The sequence below is a fragment of the Mycobacterium sp. Marseille-P9652 genome (assembly GCF_902652685.1).
Classification (GTDB): domain Bacteria; phylum Actinomycetota; class Actinomycetes; order Mycobacteriales; family Mycobacteriaceae; genus Mycobacterium.
On the sequence record NZ_CACRUY010000024.1, the window covers coordinates 1 to 21797 of the forward strand.

Annotated in this window: 23 protein-coding genes and 2 pseudogenes; 20 read left to right on the plus strand and 5 right to left on the minus strand. The window is 67.8% G+C overall.

Annotated features, from left to right (window positions below; all coding sequences use genetic code 11):
* From GPY60_RS14245 to GPY60_RS14270, 6 genes and pseudogenes are all read left to right on the plus strand, one after another.
* A pseudogene (locus GPY60_RS14245) lies at positions 1-236 on the plus strand (2-phospho-L-lactate transferase CofD family protein); the annotation flags it as partial.
* Positions 182-328 (plus strand): annotated as a pseudogene (locus GPY60_RS27115) (o-succinylbenzoate synthase); the annotation flags it as partial. The pseudogenes GPY60_RS14245 and GPY60_RS27115, both read left to right, overlap by 55 nt.
* Complete coding sequence (locus GPY60_RS14255; RefSeq protein WP_156688319.1) at positions 325-1107, plus strand: alpha/beta fold hydrolase; 783 nt, start codon at positions 325-327, stop codon at positions 1105-1107. The pseudogene GPY60_RS27115 and the gene GPY60_RS14255, both read left to right, overlap by 4 nt.
* Positions 1108-1162: 55 nt before the next feature.
* On the plus strand, positions 1163-2800 hold the full coding sequence (gene menD, locus GPY60_RS14260; RefSeq protein WP_156688320.1) for a 2-succinyl-5-enolpyruvyl-6-hydroxy-3-cyclohexene-1-carboxylic-acid synthase: 1638 nt from the start codon (positions 1163-1165) through the stop codon (positions 2798-2800).
* Entirely contained in the window at positions 2797-3321 is a 525-nt protein-coding gene (locus tag GPY60_RS14265; RefSeq protein ID WP_156688321.1) for a DUF3592 domain-containing protein, read from the plus strand. The genes menD and GPY60_RS14265 overlap by 4 nt, the downstream gene beginning before the upstream one ends.
* An 86-nt stretch (positions 3322-3407) precedes the next feature.
* Positions 3408-4562: a glycosyltransferase family 4 protein gene (locus GPY60_RS14270; protein ID WP_156688322.1), complete on the plus strand. Its 1155-nt coding sequence runs from the start codon at positions 3408-3410 to the stop codon at positions 4560-4562.
* A 10-nt stretch (positions 4563-4572) separates the two neighbouring features.
* Here the strand turns inward: GPY60_RS14270 and GPY60_RS14275 are convergent, their stop codons facing one another.
* A complete protein-coding gene (locus tag GPY60_RS14275) occupies positions 4573-5037 on the minus strand; it encodes a MarR family winged helix-turn-helix transcriptional regulator (protein WP_231639650.1) in 465 nt (154 codons plus the stop codon).
* A gap of 58 nt (positions 5038-5095) precedes the next feature.
* Here GPY60_RS14275 and GPY60_RS14280 point away from each other — a divergent pair, with 58 nt between their 5' ends.
* Genes GPY60_RS14280 through GPY60_RS14290 form a run of 3 tightly spaced genes read left to right on the plus strand, consistent with a single transcriptional unit; the run spans position 5096 to position 7828 of the window.
* Positions 5096-6250 (plus strand): sulfotransferase family protein, encoded by a 1155-nt coding sequence (locus tag GPY60_RS14280; RefSeq protein WP_156688324.1) that lies wholly within the window; start codon positions 5096-5098, stop codon positions 6248-6250.
* Entirely contained in the window at positions 6240-7544 is a 1305-nt protein-coding gene (locus tag GPY60_RS14285; RefSeq protein WP_156688325.1) for a hypothetical protein, read from the plus strand. Before GPY60_RS14280 ends, GPY60_RS14285 begins: the two co-directional genes overlap by 11 nt.
* Before the next feature lie 44 nt (positions 7545-7588).
* Positions 7589-7828 (plus strand): hypothetical protein, encoded by a 240-nt coding sequence (locus tag GPY60_RS14290; RefSeq protein ID WP_156688326.1) that lies wholly within the window; start codon positions 7589-7591, stop codon positions 7826-7828.
* A gap of 3 nt (positions 7829-7831) precedes the next feature.
* Here the strand turns inward: GPY60_RS14290 and GPY60_RS14295 are convergent, their stop codons facing one another.
* A complete protein-coding gene (locus GPY60_RS14295; RefSeq protein WP_156688327.1) occupies positions 7832-8656 on the minus strand; it encodes an SDR family oxidoreductase in 825 nt (274 codons plus the stop codon).
* A 55-nt stretch (positions 8657-8711) separates the two neighbouring features.
* Here GPY60_RS14295 and GPY60_RS14300 point away from each other — a divergent pair, with 55 nt between their 5' ends.
* Positions 8712-9398, plus strand: a complete 687-nt coding sequence (locus tag GPY60_RS14300; RefSeq protein WP_156688328.1) for a demethylmenaquinone methyltransferase — start codon at positions 8712-8714, stop codon at positions 9396-9398.
* A 55-nt stretch (positions 9399-9453) separates the two neighbouring features.
* Here the strand turns inward: GPY60_RS14300 and GPY60_RS14305 are convergent, their stop codons facing one another.
* Together GPY60_RS14305 and menJ are read right to left on the minus strand one after the other, a co-directional pair.
* Positions 9454-9789, minus strand: coding sequence for a DUF732 domain-containing protein (locus tag GPY60_RS14305; RefSeq protein WP_156688329.1), 336 nt, complete (start codon positions 9787-9789; stop codon positions 9454-9456).
* A gap of 43 nt (positions 9790-9832) precedes the next feature.
* A complete protein-coding gene (menJ, locus tag GPY60_RS14310; protein WP_156688330.1) occupies positions 9833-11059 on the minus strand; it encodes a menaquinone reductase in 1227 nt (408 codons plus the stop codon).
* 15 nt (positions 11060-11074) lie between these two features.
* On the opposite strand from menJ, the gene grcC1 reads away from it, so the two are divergent.
* Positions 11075-12091 (plus strand): nonaprenyl/(2E,6E)-farnesyl/geranylgeranyl diphosphat synthase, encoded by a 1017-nt coding sequence (gene grcC1, locus GPY60_RS14315; protein ID WP_156688331.1) that lies wholly within the window; start codon positions 11075-11077, stop codon positions 12089-12091.
* A gap of 74 nt (positions 12092-12165) precedes the next feature.
* Positions 12166-13026 (plus strand): zinc metalloprotease HtpX, encoded by an 861-nt coding sequence (htpX, locus tag GPY60_RS14320; protein ID WP_156688332.1) that lies wholly within the window; start codon positions 12166-12168, stop codon positions 13024-13026.
* A 304-nt stretch (positions 13027-13330) separates the two neighbouring features.
* Here the strand turns inward: htpX and GPY60_RS14325 are convergent, their stop codons facing one another.
* Entirely contained in the window at positions 13331-14476 is a 1146-nt protein-coding gene (locus GPY60_RS14325) for an acyl-CoA dehydrogenase family protein (RefSeq protein WP_156688333.1), read from the minus strand.
* A 492-nt stretch (positions 14477-14968) separates the two neighbouring features.
* On the opposite strand from GPY60_RS14325, the gene GPY60_RS14330 reads away from it, so the two are divergent.
* From GPY60_RS14330 to GPY60_RS14365, 8 genes are all read left to right on the plus strand, one after another.
* Positions 14969-15415, plus strand: coding sequence for an aromatic-ring-hydroxylating dioxygenase subunit beta (locus tag GPY60_RS14330; RefSeq protein WP_197283675.1), 447 nt, complete (start codon positions 14969-14971; stop codon positions 15413-15415).
* A complete protein-coding gene (locus GPY60_RS14335; protein ID WP_231639654.1) occupies positions 15415-16254 on the plus strand; it encodes a fumarylacetoacetate hydrolase family protein in 840 nt (279 codons plus the stop codon). Before GPY60_RS14330 ends, GPY60_RS14335 begins: the two co-directional genes overlap by 1 nt.
* Positions 16251-16997, plus strand: coding sequence for an aldolase/citrate lyase family protein (locus tag GPY60_RS14340; RefSeq protein ID WP_156688336.1), 747 nt, complete (start codon positions 16251-16253; stop codon positions 16995-16997). Before GPY60_RS14335 ends, GPY60_RS14340 begins: the two co-directional genes overlap by 4 nt.
* A gap of 478 nt (positions 16998-17475) precedes the next feature.
* A complete protein-coding gene (locus tag GPY60_RS14345) occupies positions 17476-18795 on the plus strand; it encodes an FAD-dependent monooxygenase (protein ID WP_156688337.1) in 1320 nt (439 codons plus the stop codon).
* The gene (locus GPY60_RS14350; protein ID WP_156688338.1) at positions 18792-19415 is read left to right on the plus strand and encodes a VOC family protein; all 624 of its coding nucleotides are present in this window, start codon (positions 18792-18794) and stop codon (positions 19413-19415) included. Before GPY60_RS14345 ends, GPY60_RS14350 begins: the two co-directional genes overlap by 4 nt.
* Positions 19412-20281 (plus strand): alpha/beta fold hydrolase, encoded by an 870-nt coding sequence (locus GPY60_RS14355; protein WP_197283676.1) that lies wholly within the window; start codon positions 19412-19414, stop codon positions 20279-20281. Before GPY60_RS14350 ends, GPY60_RS14355 begins: the two co-directional genes overlap by 4 nt.
* Before the next feature lie 70 nt (positions 20282-20351).
* Positions 20352-20963, plus strand: coding sequence for a TetR/AcrR family transcriptional regulator (locus GPY60_RS14360; protein ID WP_156688340.1), 612 nt, complete (start codon positions 20352-20354; stop codon positions 20961-20963).
* On the plus strand, positions 20960-21574 hold the full coding sequence (locus GPY60_RS14365; protein WP_156688341.1) for a TetR/AcrR family transcriptional regulator: 615 nt from the start codon (positions 20960-20962) through the stop codon (positions 21572-21574). Before GPY60_RS14360 ends, GPY60_RS14365 begins: the two co-directional genes overlap by 4 nt.
* Positions 21575-21797 lie beyond the last annotated feature (223 nt).

The following is a 21797-nucleotide window of genomic DNA, read 5'->3' on the forward strand; positions in this document are numbered from 1 at the left end:
ACGCGACGCTGTCCGCGGCGCGCCGGCTGACCCACCACGTCACCGCCGTGGTGACCGTCGCCGACGACGGCGGCTCGTCCGGCCGGCTGCGCAGCGAGCTGGCCGTGGTGCCCCCGGGCGACCTGCGAATGGCGTTGGCGGCGTTGGCATCCGACAGCCCCCACGGGCGGCTGTGGGCGACGATCCTGCAGCACCGGTCCGGCGGCCACCACCCGCCGGCCCGGCCGCCGCCCGGCTGCAGGCGCTGGCCGCCCCGCCCGGGCGCCGGCAATGGTGGATCGACCGGGTCAAGGCCTGCCACCGGTTCCTTGTACCGTCGTCCGGGTGATCAACCTGGCCTACGACGACCGCGGCTCCGGCGAGCCCGTGCTGTTCATCGCCGGGCGCGGCGGCGCGGGACGCACCTGGCATCCCCACCAGGTCCCCGCGTTCCTCAAGGCCGGCTACCGATGCATCACCTTCGACAACCGGGGGATCGGCGCGACGGAGAACGCCGAGGGCTTCACGACGCAGACCCTGGTCGCCGACACCGCCGCGCTGATCGAATCGCTGGACGCCGCGCCCGTGCGGATCGTCGGGGTGTCGATGGGCTCCTACATCGCGCAGGAGCTCATGGTGGTGCGGCCCGAGCTGGTGCGCTCGGCGGTGTTGATGGCCACCCGCGGCCGCCTGGACCGCGCCCGCCAGTTCTTCCGCGACGCCGAGGCCGAGCTGTACGCCTCGGGCGTGCAGGTGCCGGTCTCCTACGACGCGCGGAGCCGCCTGCTGGAGAGCTTCTCGCGCAAGACCCTCAACGACGACGAGGCCGTCGGCGACTGGATCTCGATGTTCTCCACCTGGCCGATCAAGCAGACCCCGGGCCTGCGCTGCCAGCTGGACTGCGCGCCCCAGACCAACCGGTTGCCCGCCTATCGGAGCATCGCCGCCCAGGTGCTGGTGATCGGCTTCTCCGACGACATCGTGACGCCGCCCTACCTGGGCCGCGAGGTCGCCGACGCCCTGCCCAACGGCCGCTACCTGCAGATCCCCGAAGCCGGTCACCTGGGATTCTTCGAGCGGCCGCAGGCCGTCAACGACGCCGCGCTGCAGTTCTTCGCGAGGACGTGACCGCCGGCGCTCCACGTCCAGGCGCACCAACGCTGGGTTGTGACACCCTGTAGTAGTGAACCCCTCGACGACCCAGGCGCGCGTCGTCGTCGACGAACTCATCCGGGGCGGCGTCCGCGACGTGGTGCTGTGCCCGGGGTCGCGCAACGCCCCGCTGGCGTTCGCGCTGCAGGACGCGGACCGGGCCGGCCGCCTCCGGCTGCACGTCCGCATCGACGAGCGCACCGCCGGCTTCCTGGCCATCGGCCTGGCGATCGGGGCCGGCGCGCCGGTGTGTGTGGCGATGACGTCGGGCACCGCCGTGGCCAACCTCGGCCCGGCGGTGGTCGAGGCGAACTACGCCCGGGTCCCGCTGATCGTGCTGTCGGCCAACCGCCCCTACGAGCTGCTCGGCACGGGCGCCAACCAGACCATGGAGCAGCTGGGCTACTTCGGCACCCAGGTCCGCGCCGCCGTCAGCCTCGGCCTGGCCGAGGACGCGCCCGAGCGGCTCGACGCGCTGAACGCGACCTGGCGGTCGGCGACCTGCCGCGTGCTGGCCGCCGCGACGGGCGCCCGCACCGCGAACGCGGGCCCCGTGCAGTTCGACATCCCGCTGCGCGAACCCCTGGTGCCCGACCCGGAACCGCACGGCGCGACGACCCCGCCCGGCCGGCCGGGCGGCAGGCCGTGGACGTACACGCCGCCGGTCACGTTCGACCAGCCGCTGGACATCGACCTGTCGCCCGACACCGTCGTCATCGCCGGCCACGGCGCGGGCGTCCACCCCAACCTGGCGCACCTCCCGACCGTCGCCGAGCCGACGGCGCCGGCGCCCGAGAACCCCCTGCACCCGTTCGCCCTGCCGCTGCTGCGGCCCAAGCAGGTCATCATGGTAGGCCGGCCCACGCTGCACCGCCCGGTGTCGACGCTGCTGGCCGACCCCAAGGTGCCGGTGTACGCGCTCACCACCGGCCCCCGCTGGCCCGACGTCTCGGGCAACTCCCAGGCCACCGGCACCCGCGCGGTCACCACCGGGGCGCCCAACCCGGCCTGGCTGCAGCGCTGCGCCGAGGTCAACCGGCACGCCCTGGCCGCGGTCTCCGAACAGCTGGCGGCGCATCCCCTGACCACCGGCCTGCACGTGGCGGCGGCGGTCTGCAAGGCGCTGCGGCCCGGCGACCAGCTGGTGCTCGGGGCGTCCAACCCGGTCCGCGACGTCGCCCTGGTCGGCCTGAACGCACGCGGCGTCGCGGTGCGGTCCAACCGCGGCGTGGCCGGGATCGACGGCACGGTCTCGACCGCCATCGGGGCGGCCCTCTCCTACGAGGCGGCCCACGACGGGCGGACCGTCGCACTGATCGGCGACCTCACCTTCGTGCACGACAGCTCGGGTTTGCTGATCGGGCCCACGGAGCCGACGCCCCGCGCGCTGACGATCGTGGTGTCCAACGACAACGGCGGCGGCATCTTCGAATTGCTCGAACAGGGCGACCCCCGGTTCTCCGACGTGTCGTCGCGGGTCTTCGGCACGCCGCACGACGTCGACGTCGGCGCGCTGTGCCGCGCCTACCACGTCGAGAGCCGGCAAATCGAGGTGGACGAACTCGACGCGGCCCTCGACGAGCCGGGCGTCGGCATGCGGGTGCTTGAGGTCAAGGCCGACCGGTCCTCGCTGCGGCAGCTGCACGCGGCCATCAAGGCCGCCCTGTGACCTCGCCGAAGACCCTGCTGCGCATCCTGATTCACGGTCGCAGCGACGAGCCGCCGAAGACGAGGGCGCGGGCCGCGTTGCGCTGGGCGCGGATCGCGGTCCTGATCGTGGCCGGCCTGGTGACGTTGCAGTCGGTCCTGCTGGTGGCGGGCGCCTGGCGCGACGACCTGGCGATCGGCCACCACATGGGCGTCGCGCAGGCCGAGGTCCTCAGCGCCGGGCCGATGCGCTCCACCATCGAGTTCGTGACGCCCGAGCGGGTCACCTACCGGCCGGAGCTCGGCGTGCTCTACCCCTCGGAATTGGCGACGGGCATGCGCATCTACGTCGAGTACAACAAGAACGACCCGAACCTGGTGCGGGTGCAGCACCGCAACGCCGGCCTGGCCATCATCCCCGCGGGGTCCATTGCGGTGGTGTGCTGGCTGGTGGCGACGCTCCTGTTGGTCGGCCTGGCGCTGGCCGACAGGTGGCTGGACCGTCGCGACGAGGTCGCACCCGTTGCGGTGAACGCCGCCTGACCTCGCGATCACCACGACCAGCAAATTTCGCGCGACGTATGCTCGCAGGCAACCTTTGAGACAGGCGGCCCTGACACCGTGATGGTGTGCGCGTTGCCATCGTCGCCGAGTCCTTCCTCCCCAACGTCAACGGTGTCAGCAATTCCGTTCTGCGAGTGCTGGAGCACCTGCGGCGGACCGGGCACGAAGCCCTCGTCATCGCCCCCGACAACCCGCCCGGGGCACCCCGCGCCGAACGCGTGCACGACGGGATCCGCGTGCACCGGGTGCCGTCGCGGATGTTCCCGAAGGTCACCACGCTGCCGTTGGGCGTGCCCATGCCCCGCATGGTGAAGGTGCTGCGCGGATTCGACCCGCACGTCGTGCATCTCGCGTCCCCGGCGCTGCTCGGCTACGGCGGGTTGCGAGCGGCGCGCCGGCTCGGGGTGCCGACGGTCGCGGTCTACCAGACCGACGTTCCCGGCTTCGCGGCGAGCTACGGCATCCCCATGACGACGCGCGCGGCGTGGGCCTGGTTCCGTCACCTGCACGGCCTCGCCGATCGGACCCTGGCCCCCTCCACGGTGACCATGGAATCGCTGATGTCGCAGGGGTTTCCGCGGGTCCACCGGTGGGCGCGCGGCGTCGACGTGCTGCGGTACGCGCCCTCGGCGCGCGACGAGGAGCTGCGGCGGCGGTGGTCGCCGCAGGGCAAGCCGATCGTGGGATTTGTCGGACGGCTCGCGCCGGAGAAGCACGTCGAGCGGCTCATCGGGCTGGCGGCGTCCGGCGCGGTGCAGGTGGTGATCGTCGGCGACGGCGTCGACGAGAAGAAGCTGCAAACCGCAATGCCCTCAGCGGTTTTCACCGGTGCGCTGTACGGCCAGGAACTCGCCGCGGCGTACGCCAGCATGGACGTCTTCGTGCATACCGGCGAGCACGAGACGTTCTGCCAGGTAGTCCAGGAAGCGCTGGCGTCGGGGTTGCCGGTGATCGCCCCCGACGCCGGCGGCCCACGCGACCTCGTCGCGCCGTGCCGCACCGGATTGCTGCTGCCCGTCGACGAATTCGAGGAGCGACTGCCGGCCGCCGTCGATCACCTGCTCGACGAACGCCACCGCTACGCCCAGGCCGCGCGGCGCAGCGTGCTCGGCCGCAGCTGGCCGGTCATCTGCGACGAGTTGCTCGGCCACTACGAGGCGGTGCTCTCGCCCGCCGCCCGGGTGGGTGCGCCCCGGCGTCGGTACGCGCAGGGGGAGTAGCGCTTCGGCGCTAGTCGATGGGCGTCGTCGTCGTGTCGGCGAGGAAGCGGGCGAGGAGCCGGTCGAACTGGCGAAGCTCGTCCGCCGACCAGCCCGACAGCGCGCGCGCCAGGTGATCCCTCCTCACCCCGTGCAGCGCTGAGGCCGCGCGCCGGCCGGCCGCCGTGGTGGCGATGACGCAGCGCCGTCCGTCTCGCGGGTCGCTGCGCCGGGTCACCAGCCGGGCGTCGACTAGGGCCTGCACCCGCCGCGTGGCCATGCCGACGTCCATGTGCGCCATGCGCGCCAAATCCCCCATCGAGAGCGGCCCTTCGTCGATCAGGGCGCGCAGCAGTACGTAAGACGGCTGTGACAGTTCGGTGTCCGCGGCCGACGCCTGCCGGGCGAACGCCGAGCGGCTGACGCTGAGTCGAACGATCCGCGCGAGTGTGGCACTGATGGAGTCCACCGATTGCAGCTTGCGCGTGGCGGTCACGTCCGCACGGTATCCGGATACCCTTGACATAGTCAACTAAATGCGCATAGCTTGACCCATGCCGGCAACTCGGTTCTACTTCGACTGGGCGAATTACCGGACGATGCTTCGGCTGTTGCGCCGCAATCCAGCCGGGTCCAAGCCCTGGGCCCGGTTCGTCGCATTCCTGGTCGGTGTGCCGGCCATCGCGGCACTGCACGCGGCGTGCTTCGCCCTCGACCTCATCCTGTTCCCGTCGCTGCGCCGCACGCAGGTGCGCGCACCCGTGTTCTGCATCGGGCACGCGCGCAGCGGCACGACGTACCTGCACCGGCTGATGGCGCAAGACCCCCAGTTTAGCTACGCCCTGATGTACGAGCTGTTCTTCCCCTCGCTGCTGGAAAAACACTTGCTGCGCCTGCTCTTTCGGCTCGACGACGCCTTCGGCAAGCGGCTGCGACGCCGACTCGACGAGATCGAGGAGCGCCGCTTCGCGCCCACCGACGACATGCACAAGACCGGCTTCTTCGTGCCGGAGGAAGACGACGCCTTCCTGACGTGGTCGCTGTGTTCGGGATTCTGGATCGTCATGTTCCCGTTCATGGGCGAGCTCGACTTCTACCACGTCGACCAGTGGCCCGACCGCAAGCGGCGGCGGGTGATGGGCTTTTACTCCGAATGCGTCCGGCGCCAGATCGCGCTCAACGGCGGCGGGACGCACCTGAGCAAGAATCCCACCTTCTGCGGCCGGGTCGAATCGCTGATCGAGACGTTCCCGGACGCCAGAGTCGTTGTGCCCCTTCGTAACCCGGACGAGACGATCCCCAGCCTGCTCAAGCTGCTGAAGAACGAGTGGGAGCTGCGCGGGCGCGACGAGCGGCTGATCGCGAATTCGCTGCGGGTGCTCGCCGATCAGTCGTTCGACGCCTACCGGCGCCCGCTCGAGGTCCTGGCCCGGCACCCCGAGGTTCGCCACGCCGTCGTCGACTATCGCGAGCTGGTGGCGCACCCGGACGCCACGATGCGCCGCGTCTACCGGGAGTTGGAGCTGGACCTGGGGCCCGCGGCGGCCAACGCGTTCGAGGCGGCGGAGGCCCGGGGCGGGCACGAGTCGGCCCACCGCTACAGCCTCGCCGAGTTCGGCCTCGATCCGCACGAGATCCACACCCACCTCGCCGACCTTTTCGAGCAATACCGTTGGGACACCGAGGGAGAGGGCGCGCATGTCCGCTGAGTCAGTCCAGGACACGCTTCGGGCGGCATGGGGCGACATGGTCGACGCGCTGAACCGCGCCCGCGACGCGGTCGACTCCGCCGAGCTGCACGCGCCGCCGGTCACCGAGCAAAGCCTGGCCGAGGGATACCGGTACCTGCTGGGCTTCGTGTTCAGCGCCATCGAGCGCGGCGTGGCCGAAGACCCCGACTTTCCCTATTTCCGCCGCGCGATCCAGCCGCTCGACAAGGCGACAATCGACAACGCCGACGCGCTCTACCTCTCGGCGTCCATCGACGGCACGAAGAGCTATCGGGTGAAGGGCCGGCTTCTGCCAAAGGCGCCGCAATACATCATCTTTGAGGCGCACAGCATCTATGCCGGCGACACCGGCAGCCTCGCCGAACTCGTGTCGGGCGGGCGCACGATCACCGGCTCGCTGGACACCGCCGGCCTCTTGGTCGACGACGACGGCCGGTTCGAGATCCTGCTCGCCCCCCAGCGGCCGCCGGGCCACTCCGGCAACTTCGTCGCCACCGCGACCGCCGACGGCACCGCCACGGCGGGATTCCTCATCGCGCGCATGCTCTTTCACGACTGGGACCACGAAGTCTCGCCGGACCTGCACATCGCCCGGATCGGCGGGGAGGGCCACCCCCCCGCGCCGGTCGATCCCGCCACCGCGGCGCAGCAGATCCGGCGTATTGGCTCGATCATCGAGAACCAGATGACGTTCTGGAACCAGTTCTACGACCTCGTGTTGGAGGCGCACGGCGACAAGAACGGCGACGGCGTCACCCTGATGCCGCGCAACGACCTGAATGAACCGGCGCTCGCCAACCTCGCCATGGGGGGTGGCCAAAGCACCAACGTCTACTCCGGCGGCGTCTTCGACCTACAGGACGATGAAGCGCTCCTCGTCGAGGTCGTCGTGCCGGTGCCGCCGGCGTACATGGGTTTTCACCTGGCCAACCTGTGGGGCGAATCACTCGACTACGCCAACCACACCAGCAGCCTGAACGGATTCCAGTCCGAGCCGGACGCCGACGGGGTCACCCGCTACGTCGTGGCCGGAGCCGATCCCGGCGTGCCGAACTGGCTCGACACCGCCGGCCATCGCAACGGGTTCCTGGCGCTGCGCTGGACCTACTCCACGCCGCCGCCCGAACTGCCGAAGGCCACGGTCACCAAGGTGCCCCTCTCCCGGGCGCGCGAGTACCTCCCGGAATCCACTCGCATCGTGTCCGCCGAGGAACGCCGCGAGCAGATCAGGGTCCGCCAGGAACACGTGCAACGGCGCTACCGGCAATACTGAGCGGGTTCGCATTACGGGAGTGCGTCGAGAAAGGGAATCCGGCGATGGTCAAGACACGTGCCGAGGCGGTGCAGTACGTCAAGGACGCGGGCGGCTTGAAGCTGGTCGTCTTCGGAGCCGACGGGCGCGAGGTCGCGGCGATGTTCGTGCAGGGGTCGGTGACCTACAACGGGGAGGCCACCTTCCTGGCGGTCGCCGAGGACGGCCGCACGGTCGGCGAACTGTTCGTCAACGAGTCGGTCGAATACGACGAGAACACCGACGCCTTCGTCATCCGCATGTAGCCCTCAGCCCTGCGCGAGCTCCGCGACGGGCTGCCATTCCTCCCAGCTGCGCAACCGGCTTTCGTAGTCGGTCTTGGCCGTCTGCAGCGGCGAGGAGCCGAAAAACACCCGCAGCGGCGGGTTTTCGGCATCGACCACCTTGAGCAACGCGGCCGCCGACGCCTCCGGGCTGCCCGGGCTGGCCCACCGCCTGCTTCGCTCCGACTGGACCGCTGCGCGCACTTCGTCGTAGGCCGCGAGCGGCTTGGCGTGCTTGGCCGACGGGCCGGCCCAGTCGGTGTCGAAGCCGCCGGGCTCGATCAGCGTGACGTGCACCCCGAAGGGCGCGACTTCGAGGGCAAGCGCCTGCGAGAAGCCTTCCAGCGCCCACTTCGACGCGTGGTACATGCCGACCAGAGGGAAGGCCGTGACGCCGCCGATCGAGGACACCTGGATGATGTGCCCGCTGCGCTGCTCGCGCAGGTAGGGCAGCGCGGCCTGGGTCACCCACAGTGCGCCGAACACGTTCGTCTCGATCTGGTCGCGCGCGTCCTGCTCGGACAGTTCCTCGATGAACCCGAACTGCCCGTAGCCGGCGTTGTTGACGACGATGTCCAGCCGGCCGAAGTGGTCGTGGGCCTGCTTGACCGCCGCGAAGTCCGCCTCGCGATCGGTGACGTCTAGGCGAATCGGCAACACCGCGTCGCCGTACCTGTCCACCAAGTCGTCGAGCGTGTCGGTGTTGCGCGCCGTCGCCGCCACCTTGTCGCCGCGTTCCAGCGCCGCGACCGCCCATTCCCGTCCGAAGCCCCGCGATGTACCGGTGATAAACCAAACCTTTTCAGTCACGCTGTGGTGCAACGCCGTCGACGCCACCTAATTCCCAACCGGTAGCGTCTCCAATGTGAGTCGCGCCGCTCTGGACAAGGACCCCCGGGACGTGGCGTCGATGTTCGACGGCGTGGCCCGCCGCTACGACCTGACCAACACCGTGCTCTCGCTGGGACAGGACCGGCACTGGCGGAAGGCCACCCGGTCGGCGCTCAAGATCGGTCGGGGTCAGAAGGTGCTCGACCTCGCCGCCGGCACGGCGGTCTCCACCGTCGAGCTCAACAAGTCCGGGGCGTGGTGCGTGGCGGCCGACTTCTCCGTCGGCATGCTCGCGGCGGGAGCCGCCCGCGACGTGCCGAAGGTCGCCGGCGACGCCACCAGGCTGCCGTTCGCCGACGGCGTGTTCGACGCCGTCACCATCAGCTTCGGGCTGCGCAACGTCGTCGACACCCAGGCGGCCCTGCGGGAGATGCTGCGGGTCACCCGTCCCGGCGGCCGCGTGGTCGTGTGCGAGTTCTCCACCCCCACCAACGCGGCGTTCGCCAACGTCTACAAGGAGTACCTGATGCGCGCGCTGCCGGCGGTCGCGCGGGCGGTCTCCAGCAACCCGGAGGCCTACGTGTACCTCGCGGAGTCGATCCGGGCCTGGCCCGACCAGGCGGGGCTGGCACGCCAGATGGAACGGGCCGGGTGGTCGGCGGTGCGCTGGCGCAACCTCACCGGGGGGATCGTCGCGCTACACGCGGGCTACAAGGCCTAGCGCCGATCGCAAGCGCGGCGCTCGCGCCGGGCGCCGCGGGTCGGCGCCATGGGAGTCAGCGACCCGCCCGCTGAATGAACCCGACCTGGTCGGGGCAGTAGTGGTCGATCGCGGCGCCCAGGAACTGGAACGCCTGACCCTGGCTCGTACCGAGCGCCAGGTTGTGCTGGATGAAGTTGGCCGACTTGTACGGGTCGCCGTCGACGCCCCGGCCGATCCGGTCGCAGCTGATCTTGGCCAGCCACGCGAGCTGGTCCTGCGGACCGTAAACCCCGAAGTGGTTCACGGTGGTCTTGAACACGTAGTCGTAATCGTCGGCCTGCGCCGGCGCGGCCAGCCCGACAGCGGCGGCCGCGAGGGCGATGCCGGTGGCCAGCCTCGCGCGCTTCATTAGCCGGACTATACACCGCATATCAGGTGGGTGATCAGGGTTCTCAGGTGAACGGTGCCCGGCGGTCGACCAGGCGCGACAGCCGCCCGCCGCCGCGCCACGCCCGCGCGACCCAGTCGGCGTCATCGTCGGTCACGAGATTGGCCATCACCCGGACGGCGATCGTCATCAGCGTCCTCGAGCGCATCGCGATCGGCCCGGTCGCGGGCAGGAACCGCTGAAAGGTGAGCAGCAGGCCGAGCCGCCTGGCGACCGAGAACCCGCGGGCGTAGTGCTCCTGCAGCAGCGCCGGCCACACCCGGGACAGGTCACGGCAGTCCAGCAGGTCGGCGGCCAACCGGCCGGTCTCCAGCCCGTAGTCGATGCCCTCGCCGTTGAGCGGGTTGACGCAGGCCGCGGCGTCCCCGATCAGCATCCAGTTGGGCCCCGCCACTCCGGAGACCGCGCCACCCATGGGCAGCAGCGCCGACGCCACCGCGCGCGGCTGTCCTTCGAAGCCCCACTCGTCGCGGCGCAGGTCGGCGTAGTAGGAGATCAGTGGCCGCAGCCCGAGGTCCGCGGGCCGCTTCGACGTCGACAACGCCCCCACGCCGATGTTCACCTCGCCGTTGCCCAGCGGGAAGATCCAGCCGTACCCCGGCAGCACGGCGCCGTCGGGGGAGCGAAGTTCCAGGTGCGACGTCAGCCAGGGCTCGTCGGCGCGCGGAGTGCTCAGGTAGGCCCGCGCCGCAACCCCGTAGACCGTCTCCTGATGCCAGCGCCGCCCCAGCTTGCGGCCCAGCGGGGAGCGCGCGCCGTCGGCCACAATCAAGTGGCGGCAGGCGACGTCGGTGCCGTCCGCCAGCGTCAGAGACGTGACCCGCCGGGCCGAATCGTGATGCGCCGCAACAACTTTGTTGCCGAGCAGCATCCGCGCCCCAGAGTCCTCGGCGACTTTGCGGATCCGGTCGTCCAGCTCGAGGCGGGCCACCGCGCTGCCGGTCGACGGGAACGAGGGGCCGGGCCAGTCGACCTCGACCTCGCCGCCGAAGCCGCTCATCCGCACCCCGCGGTGGCGAATGCGGGTGTCCAGCCACTCGCCGAGGCCGAGGCGTTCCAGTTCGGCGACCGCGCGGGGCGTCAGCCCGTCGCCGCACGCCTTGTCCCGGGGGAAGGCCGCCGAGTCGACGACGACCACGTCCCGGCCCGCCCGGGCGGCCCAGGCGGCCGCCGCCGACCCCGCCGGTCCGGCTCCCACGACCACCACGTCCGCGCTGCTTCCCACGCTCACCAGTATGTTGGTCGGGTGAGGACTCCGGAGACGGTGGTGGCGGGCATTGACTTCGGAGATGCCGCTTTCGCCGCGACGGTGCGTGACGGCGTCGGGCGGATCGAGCAGCTCATGGACACCGAGCTGCGCAGCGCCGACGACGTGATGACCGAGTCGCTGACCCACCTGTTCAAGGCCGGCGGCAAACGGTTCCGGCCGCTGTTCACCGTGCTGTCCGCGCAGATCGGGCCGAACCCGGACGCCGTGGAGGTCACGATCGCCGGGGCGGTGATCGAGCTGGTGCACCTGGCCACGCTCTACCACGACGACGTCATGGACGAGGCCGAGGTCCGGCGCGGGACGCCCACCGCCAACGTGCGCTGGGGCAACAACGTGGCCATCCTGGCCGGCGACTACCTCTTCGCGACGGCGTCGCGGCTGGTGTCCCGGCTCGGCCCCGAGGCGGTGCGGCTGATCGCCGAGACGTTCGCGCAGCTGGTCACCGGTCAGATGCGCGAGACGCGCGGGCTCCGCGAGGGGGTCGAGGGCGCCGATCCGGTCGAGCACTACCTGAAGGTGGTGTACGAGAAGACGGCCTGCCTGATCGCGGCGGCCGGCCGGTTCGGCGCGATGTTCTCCGGCGCCGACGCCGACCAGGTCGAGCGGCTGAGCCGCCTGGGCGGCATCGTCGGCACCGCCTTCCAGATCGCCGACGACATCATCGACATCGACAGCGACTCCCAGGAGTCGGGAAAGCTCCCCGGCACGGACGTGCGCGAGGGGGTCCGAACCCTGCCGATGGTGTTCGCGCTGCGCGAACCCGGGCCCGAGGCGGCGCGGCTGCGCGAGCTGCTGTCCGGTCCCATCCACGACGACGACGACGTGGCCGAGGCGCTGACGCTGTTGCGGGCGTCGGCGGGCATGGCCAAGGCCAAGCAGTTCCTGGCCGACTACGCCGGTCAGGCGCGTCAGGAGCTGGCCGTCCTGCCCGACGTCCCGGGCCGCTACGCGCTGCAGACTCTTATCGACTACACGGTCAAGCGGCACGGCTGATCTCGCATGCGGAACCACGGCCGCGGTGTCAGACGTTGCTCAGCTGACACAAACCTTCCGTAGGAGGACACCCGATGACCTGGCATCCCCATGCCAACAGGCTGAAGACCTTCGCCCTGTTGGTCGGCATGTCCGCGTTGATCGTGTTCGTCGGCTCGCTGTTCGGCAGGACGGCGATGTTCATCGCGGTGCTGTTCGCCGTCGGCATGAACGTCTACACCTACTACAACAGCGACAAGCTCGCGCTGCGGGCGATGCACGCCCAACCCGTCTCCGAGCTGCAGGCGCCGGTGATGTACCGGATCGTGCGTGAGCTGGCGACCGCCGCCCACCAGCCGATGCCCCGGTTGTACATCAGCGACACCAACGCCCCCAACGCGTTCGCGACCGGGCGCAATCCCCGCAACGCCGCGGTGTGCTGCACCACCGGGATTTTGCAGATCCTCGACGAGCGTGAGCTGCGCGCCGTGCTCGGGCACGAGCTGTCGCACGTCTACAACCGCGACATCCTCATCTCCTGCGTCGCCGGGGCGATGGCGTCGGTGATCACCGCGCTGGCCAACATGGCGATGTGGGCCGGCATGTTCGGCGGCAACCGCGACGGCGAGAATCCCTTTGCGCTGCTGCTGGTTTCGCTGTTGGGCCCGATCGCGGCGACGGTGGTGCGGCTGGCCGTGTCGCGCTCGCGCGAGTACCAGGCCGACGAGTCGGGTGCCGTGCTGACCGGTGATCCGCTGGCGCTGGCGTCGGCCCTGCGCAAGATTTCCGGCGGGGTGCAGATGGCCCCCCTGCCGCCGGAGCCGCAGCTGGCCAGCCAGGCGCACCTGATGATCGCCAACCCGTTCCGCGCGGGCGAGCGGATCGGGTCGCTGTTCTCCACGCACCCGCCGATCGAGGACCGGATTCGCCGCCTGGAGGAGATGGCGCGGGGCTGATTGGTGCGGTTCGCCAGCAGCGCGGTGATAGGCGTCCGGTACCCGTGGGAGGGTCTGACCAGTCGCGTTGCCCGTGGCGGGTTCGAATCACCGAGGCGCCGATGCTGCCGACGGCGCGCGTTTCGACGGTGGTGTGGGGGAAAGGCGTGCGGCATGGTTGGCCCCGTGACTGGTGTGGGCCACTGCGCCGGTCCGCGGCGAAGTCGTCACATCAGGTCCTCATGCGTGGTCAAGAAATCCCCGATTCCAAGTCTGGAATCGATTGACGACGGCTGTGTGTATGTGGGCGGCGCCGACGTATCGCTCAGAGTCCGAGATCGCGGCCGATCAGTTCCTTCATGATTTCGTTGGAGCCGGCCCAGATCTTGGACACCCGAGCGTCTTTCCACGCGCGCGCGACGCGGTATTCGTTCATGTAGCCATAACCGCCGTGTAGCTGCACGCAGTAATCCAAGATCTCGTTTTGCAGGTGCGCTGTCCACCACTTGGCCTTGGCGGCATCGGTGGCAGTCAATTCGCCGCGGCTGTGGGCGACGACCGCATTGTCGACGAAGGCCTGGGTCACGTCGAGTTTGGTCACCATCTCGGCGAGCATGAACTTGTTGTGTTGCAGAGCGCCGATGTGCTGACCGAATGCCTTACGTTGTTTGGCGTAGTCGATCGTGTCCTCGAGGATCGGGCGCACATGACCGAGGTTGGCCACCGCCGCCCCGATCCTTTCCTGCGGCAACATCTGCATCATGTGGATGAACCCGTGATCCACCTGACCGATCACCGCTGATTCGTCGACGCGCACATCGTCGAAAAACAGCTCTGCCGTGTCCGATTCGGGCTGCCCGACCTTATCCAGTATGCGGCCGCGGGCGAACCCCTCCGTTCCGTCTTCCACGGCGAAAAGGGTGATGCCCTTGGCCTTCTTCTCCGGGCTGGTTCGTGCCGCCACGATCACCAGATCGGCGCTACCGCCGTTGGTGATGAAAGTCTTTGCTCCATTGATGATGTAGCTACGGCCGTCTCTGACTGCGGTGGTCTTCAGGGCGGCGAGGTCTGATCCGCCTGATGGCTCCGTCATGGCAATAGCCGTGATGAGTTCACCGGTGCAGAATCTGGGCAACCAGCGGTCTTTCTGCTCTTCTGTGGTCAGGTGCACCAGATAAGGCGCGACCACATCGAAATGGATTCCCAGAGCGGAGCCAACGGCTGCGCTCACACGGGCCAGCTCCTCACCCAGCACCACGTTGAAGCGGTAGTCTTTGGCTTCTACGCCGCCGAACCGTTCGGGTACTTCCAACCCCAGCAGACCGATTTGCCCCGCTTCCAGCCATACATCACGATCGATGAACCGCTGTTCGATGAATTTCTGGTGGCGGGGTGCGACGCTGCGATCGACGAATGTCCTCACGGCCTCGCCGAACGCGAGGTGATCTTCTTCAAATAGGTTGCGCCTCATGGGTTTCCCTTAAATGCTCGATCGTCTTATCACGCAGAGAAGTAGCCGGTAACCCGGCATCCTCAACAGCGACTGCGAGGGGGATCCACGACGCTCGCCGTGTCGCCACCGGTCCACCAGTAAACACGCGGGCACTAGCATAAGCAAGTGAACCGGTAATGCAATAGAAGCGCATTACATTGGATCGGACCCATCGAGACTTCGGCTAAGTGCGGATGCAATGGGCGCGATGATGCCGATGAACCGCTCTATCTCGCCGTGCCCGGGCTGCAATGTGCGCGCAGCGCGGCGCAGGAATCCCCTTTCCCGACCAGCGGTTTCGGCGCACCCGCACCGGGCGAGCCGCTGGCGAGGACCGAGACTGCAGAAGCGTTGACGAAAGTTGGGGGACCCGATAGTGCGGTGGCGATGGCCGCGAGCCGGTCAAAATTGCAAGTGTATTGTTGATACCAGTCACTTGCGTAACTGGGGCTGCTGAGTGATACTGGCCACGTGACGGTAACAAGCGACGAGTGGCGAGAGCTCGAGCAGCAAATCCTGTCTGGAATCGCAGCGGTCGACCGCGGCTCCGCGAGCCTTTCCCTAACTCAGCTCAGTGAGGACTTCGTCATCATCCATGACGGTGCGCGGGTTGGGCGGCCCGAATACGACCGGCTCATCGCGGCGCGGGAACGTGCGCCCTACACCTCTCGTCATATCGTGAGCAACGTGCGCATCCACGGCGACACGGATCATGCATTTCGGGCCGATTACATCGTTGTGGTGCATCGGATATTCCGCGATACCGGCGAGCTCACCATGTCGATCGCGGACTTTCACGATCTGTGGGAGCGCAATGCAGACGGTGACCTGGTGCTTCACCAACGTGCGGTGACGACGGTCGTAGACTCGGCGCACGCCCAAGCGCGCTCAGTCGAAAGCCTTGACGAGGCAACGTGATGCAGCTGTTTACCACCACTGAGGGAGTCGTGCGCCGCAGCGCGGAGGCCACCCATCTCCTGCCGGACCTTGCCAGCCTGCAGCACGCCTTGTCTAACGGTTTGTGGGACAGCGTCGCCGACCTTCCCGGCATACCCGTCGAACTGGAATCGCAACTCCTGCAACCGCCAGTACGGCCCGAAACCATCGCCATCGTGGGCCTCAACTACGCTTCGCATGCGAAAGAAGTTTCCCAGCCGCTGCCCCAAGCGCCGCTATTCGGCCGCATCGACGGCGGGGTGGTGGGCGGACCCGAGGACCGCATCACCCCGCCCGCACACGCAGGTGAGAAAGTGGATTACGAGGGCGAAATCGCGGTCGTCATCTCCCGACCCGCCTACCAGGTCGACGCCACCCACGCTTGGGAGTTCGTGGCAGGGTTGACCGCTGTCAACGACGTGACCGCACGTGACTTACAGCTAGCCGCTGCCGCCCGGGGTGACATGGACGGTGTCATCGCCGCCAAGGCTTTTCCCGGGTTCAAGCCGATCGGGCCCGGCGTCTTGGTTACCGCTCAGCCGCCCACCGACGTCAAGCTGGTGGTACGAGTCAATGGCGAACTGCGCCAACGCGCCAAGCTCAGCGAATTGCTCTTCGACATCCCCACGCTCGTGGAGGCGGTCACCGCGTCGGTGCCGCTGCAACCCGGTGACCTCATCTGCACCGGCTCACCCGCGGGTGTCGGCCTGGCCACCGAACGCTTCCTTGCTGCCGGCGACGTCATCGAAGTCACAGTGGGTGACCTGCCGCCGTTGCGGAACGTGTTCGAAAGCCCCAAGGTCGCTGCGCGTTTGGCATGACCGACTCGCTTCCCGTGTCAGATGGGGGCACGGCTACCGGTGCTCAAACCACGCCAGGTGACGGGTTCACCTGCGCGCTTTACGCTGCAACACACCGTCTGGACCTCTTGACGCACGTGGTAGCGGCCGGACCTGACATCGTCCTGCTGGACCTCGAAGACGGCGTTCCGGCGCACGCCAAGCAGCAGGCCCGGACGCTTCTCGCTGATGCCGTGACGCTCCTGCACCAGGCGGCGATTCCGGTGATCCTGCGCGTCAACGCCGTCGGCACCGACGATTACCGGGCAGACATCGCTGCCGCGCGGACCCTCGCCCTGGATGGGGTCCTCGTCCCCAAAGCCACCGGCGCCCCCGACGTCGACGCGGTGGCGGACACGATCTCCGATGTGCCTCTATGGATCATGGTGGAGACCGCAACTGCAGTTGCCGCGGCCACCGCCGGGCAATTTCGACGGACCGACGTCGTGGGGCTGGTGATCGGCCTCGCCGATCTCGCGGCATTTCGGTCTGTGCCGTTGGGGGCCGCAGAGCACGACACCGCACTGTTGACCATCCGGTCCCGAGTCGCGGCCGCCCGCGGACGCCACCAACACTGCCTGGACGGTGTGGTTTTCGGCGGCGCCGATACAGCGCGCGTAGCCGGACATCGGTCACGCACCCTTGGATTCACCGGGCGAAGCCTGTATCGCCCCGAGCATGTTGCACCGTGCCGGATCGGTGCTGCGACCACGGTGGCACCCTGACGCCGAACATCAGCTTGTGTGCTGACTCATCGAAGAGATCTGGTGCAAGTGACCGGGGTGAGGTGCTAACTGCGTCGAGCCGCCGGATCACATCCGTGGACAGGTTGATCTGTAGGCATCGGAGGCTGTCATCCAGATGCCTGCCACTGCGGGCACGACGTACGAATGATCGGCCGAGTGCGCTGCCGAATCACCGCCAGCGCCAACTGCGCGGGCGTAATGCCGAGCTCCGCGCCAACGCGGCCTACCTTCCGACACGATCCGTTGCGCCGCAATCTAGACCGCATGTGGTGCCCGCCGCGTCGGCGGTCCTCCCCGCGACTCGGGCAACACAGCGCGCGTGGTACTGACGTAGCACAAGTCACTTGCATGTTCTAGCGACTAGCATTAATCTGGCCTTGCGGGTAGCCAATGGTGACCAGTCGGTCACTGTCCGACACACGACGTGCGCCGGCCGTTCGATGCGAAGGGGTGATCAATGGGTTCGGTCATTGTTGTGGGTGCGGGACCCGCTGGCGCATTTCTCAGCTACCTGTTGGCCTCGCGCGGGGTCGACGTCACTTTGCTCGAGCGTCACCACTCCTTCGACCGCGAATTTCGCGGGGAAGACCTGTTCCACGCCGGTATCAAGGCTATTCAGCAGGCCGGCCTGGCCGATCAACTCGCCGCCTTGCCGCGTGCCAAGATCGCCGTCAGCCAGGTCTTTACGAAGGGCCGGCTCGCGTTCACCATGCCGTGGTCTGACGACGAGCCCGGACCGCACAGCGCTTTTGCGCCTAATCAGATTCCCCAACCCGAGATGCTCGCGATGCTGACCGCGGAAGCGGCCAAGCACCTCAATTTCAAACTGAAGATGGGAGCCCGGGTTCGCCAACTCCTCATGCGCTCCGGCCGGGTGGTCGGAGTCGAGATCGAGCAGGACGGCCACCGCAGCCGCCTCGAGGCAGACTTCGTGATCGGCTGTGACGGACGCACCTCGGTCGTGCGCAAGCGGGCCGGTCTCGACGGCCAACGATTGGGCGACGAGCAGGTTTTCGACGTCGCGTGGACGAGGGGTGAAGTGCCTCATGCCGACCGGAACAAGTCAATGCTGTTCCTGGGACCGGGAAGAGTGGTGATCTTCTTTCCGACCCATCGCGGCGACTTCCAAATCGGAACCATCCTCGAAAAAGGGGAATTCGGGGCAATCCGATCACTGGGCGTGCACGGGTGGCTGGACATGCTCGAAGGGTTCGTGTCCGCGTCGGTCATCGATGCGCTGCGCCGCCAGGCCGACACCATCAAGCTGAATCTGCTCGACGTGGTGTGCTACGCGCTTCCGGTCTGGACGCGGCCCGGGCTTCTGCTGATCGGCGATGCGGCGCATCCGATGTCGCCGGCCGGCGGGCAGGGTTTGAGTCAAGCGCTGCGCGATGCGGTGGCGGTGTGCAACGAAATGTCGCCATTGCTTTGTCAGCCCGCGCCCGATCCCCATCAGCTCGACGTGGCCGCCGCAACGGTGCAAGCACAGCGCGAGCCCGAGGTGCACTCCATCCAGAGGGCTCAGCGCCGAGTCCCCAAGGTGTTGTTCCAACGCACGTGGTACAGCCGGTTGGCCTTCCGCCATGCCCTGCCGATCGTCGCAAGGCTGTCGCCGGCGCTGCTTCAGTGGTTGCTCAACCGGTCCAGTGCGCCGTTCCATCGCGGAACCAGCCAATTGGATCTGATCTGTGCGCCCGAGGCGGTGCCAACCGGTCGAACGTCTGGATTTTCAACGCGTCCGAATCACCCGACACCAGCGAACAGGATTGCTCTATGACTCAACGATCACTTCCTTCGTCCAAGCGCGCCGTCGAAGGACTCTCCCACGTCGTGTTGCGTACCGCCAACATCGACCAGACGCTTGCCTGGTACAGCATCGTGCTCGGCGCGCATGTCGTGTGGAAGAACGAAATGGGCGCCGCACTGACTTTTGACGCCGAGCACCACCGACTCGCGCTTATCGCCGTTCCCCCTGCCAAAGCCGGCCCCGCCCCGCGCACTGAGCCCGGCCTGGAGCACATTGCCTTCAAGGCCGGGGGTCTGGGTGAGCTGCTGTCCCAGTACGCGGCTATTCGCGACCACGATATCCACCCGGCGCTGACCCTCAACCACATCGGCACCGTGTCAATGTATTACCGCGACCCCGACGGCGTCCTTGTCGAGTTATTCTGCGACGCAATGACTCCCGATCAGGCCACTGAAACGATGAGCTCCCCGCAGTTCACCAAGAATCCCGTCGGCGTGCCGTTCGACCCCGATAACCTGCTGGAGCGGTACCTGGCCGGCGAGCCGATCGCGCGTCTCGTCGAACAGCCTGAGCTGGATGAGGCAGGCCTGGCGAAGTTGATAGCGTTCGGGGGCGGCACATCCGCGGTCGCCGAGACGGTGACACGTTGAGCGATGTCTCACCACCCGGGTCAGGCCGGCCGACTCATATCGCCGACACCCGCATCATAGAGGTCAGTGACGGCGCTGCTCTTTTCGTCAGTGAACGTTCGCCAAGCGCGTGGAACACGACCGCTGTATTGGTGCACGGCATCGGCGCTAGCCACCACACCTGGGATCCGGTCGCGGAGCAACTCACCACCCACGGCCAACGCGTCATCACTTACGATCAGCGGGGACACGGACTTTCGCGCGCAGGCGTGCAGGGCCATGTCTTCGCGCGACTCGTCGCTGATCTGCGGGAAATCGTCGCATCGGTCGCCGGTGACGGACCCGTCATCGTGGTTGGCCACTCGATGGGATCGGCAGTGGCTCTGGCGTATCTGATTTGGGAACGCCCGGAGGCGGTGAGTGCCGCCGCGTTGCTCACCCCCGTCATCGGAGCACCGCGTAGCCGCGGTCAACGCGCCGCAGCCCGGTTCGCGGCCTCGAGTCTCGTCGATCGCCTGATCGCCAGTCGTTTGGGCGGCGCGCTGATTCTGCCTGCGCTTGTCGGGCCCGAAGCGGGACGCTCGGTGCGTGATCAGGTAGTTCACGACATCCTGAGATCGCCCGGACGGCAGGCGATCACGGCCGGGTTGGACGGATTGGATCTGACGGCCGAGCTGACGAAGGTCACCGAACCGATCGCCGTCGTCGTCGGCGACCATGATCGTGCTGTGCCGGTTGCCTCGGCGCGCGCGATCGCCGACGGACTCCCCGATGGACGACTTCACGTCCTGGCCCGAGTCGGCCACACCGTTCCCCTGGAAGCCCCTGAGAAGGTTGTGGCCGTAGTGACCGGGATGTTGGCGCCGAATACCGCGGACCGTTCCTGATAGGTGTGCAGGGCGCTCTGACAATAGCCCGGGATACGCATGTCACACGCAAGTGCGATAAAGTCATATAATGAAGTCGGTTGCGCCGCGATTGTCGGGAGCGCGAGAGCGCCGGAAGGCACAGACACGGCAGGCGCTGATCTCCACCGCAGTTAAGTTGTTCTCCGAATACGGCTTCGACACGGTCACCGTCGCCGAAATCGCCGCACACGCTGACGTCGATGATTCGACCTTCTTCCGGCACTTCCCCACCAAAGAAGCAGTTCTTTATGCACCGGAGGACGTCGCACAGCTGCTGGAAACCGCCCTCAGGTCCCGGCCCGCAGCCGAAAACCTTATCTCCTCGATGACGACCGCGTTCGAAACGGTCGTCTACCAATCCAGTGTCGACACCGAACAGATTCGCCTACGCCTGGAACTCTCGCGGGAATCGGCGGCACTGTCTTATGCCGAGACGGCGTACTGGTCCCGATGGGAAAGGACGTGCGCGGGGGCCTTCGCCGCGCGAGGGTATCCGGAGCGGGAGGCGGCGCTGTTAGGCGCTGCATTTGTCACTGCTGCACGCTTCGGCTTGGATTTGATCATCGACGAGCCGGCGGCGGTCAGCAGGGATGCGATTGTGCGCCGTTTCCGTGATGCCCTCGACGCCTTACATGAGCTCGGGGGCCTGGGGCCGACGTGACCGAGGTCGAAGGTCGTCGAGAACGAAAGAAGCGCGCCACACGCCAGGCGCTGGAAGATGCGGCGCTCGCGCTGTTTTCGGAGCGCGGATATTCCGCGGTTACGGTTGCCGATATCGCGTCTCGGGCCGACGTTGACCCATCCACGTTCTTCCGTCATTTCAAATCCAAGGAGGCGGTCTTGTTCGGCAACCCCGCCGAAGAGATTGAGCACGTCCGTACCGAGCTCGCCCGCCGGCCGGCCGACGAGAACCTCGCCGAATCGATCCTTCAGGTGGCCGAGCACCGCTGGTCACTGCTTCCGGAACAGGCTGAGCGGGAAAGGATGCGTGAGCAACTGCAGCGCAATTCACCGGACGTGCTCGCGTGCCGCGACGCCCGCACCGAAGCAATCCGTAGCGCCCTCACCGACGCGCTCGCGGTACGGCTGGGTGTTGATGCCCGTCACGATCCCCGCCCGCGCATGCTGGCGAGCGTGGTTTTCTCCGCCGTCGACTACAGCGTGAACGAGTCGCTCAGGGCCGGCGCCCTGCCCACCTCCAACGCGGCGCTGGCCTCCATTCGTAACGTGCTGAGGCGGCTCGACACCGCGCTTTTCGACACCAAGGAGTGAGCTGAACGGGCGCCAGCTCGGACCAAAGCCCCACACGTGCACAGGCGCCGACTGAGCCGTCCCGTCGGACCCCATCTCGACGAAGCGAATGCAGCAGCGCTACAACGCGATCAGGAGCCACAATGCGGCCTCCCGGGCGGGGTGAGTGTTGCTGGCCGGACCTGATCGGCGCTCCTCGCTACGGGTCGAATGAGGCCGGTACGGCGCGAAGAAACGACGGAGT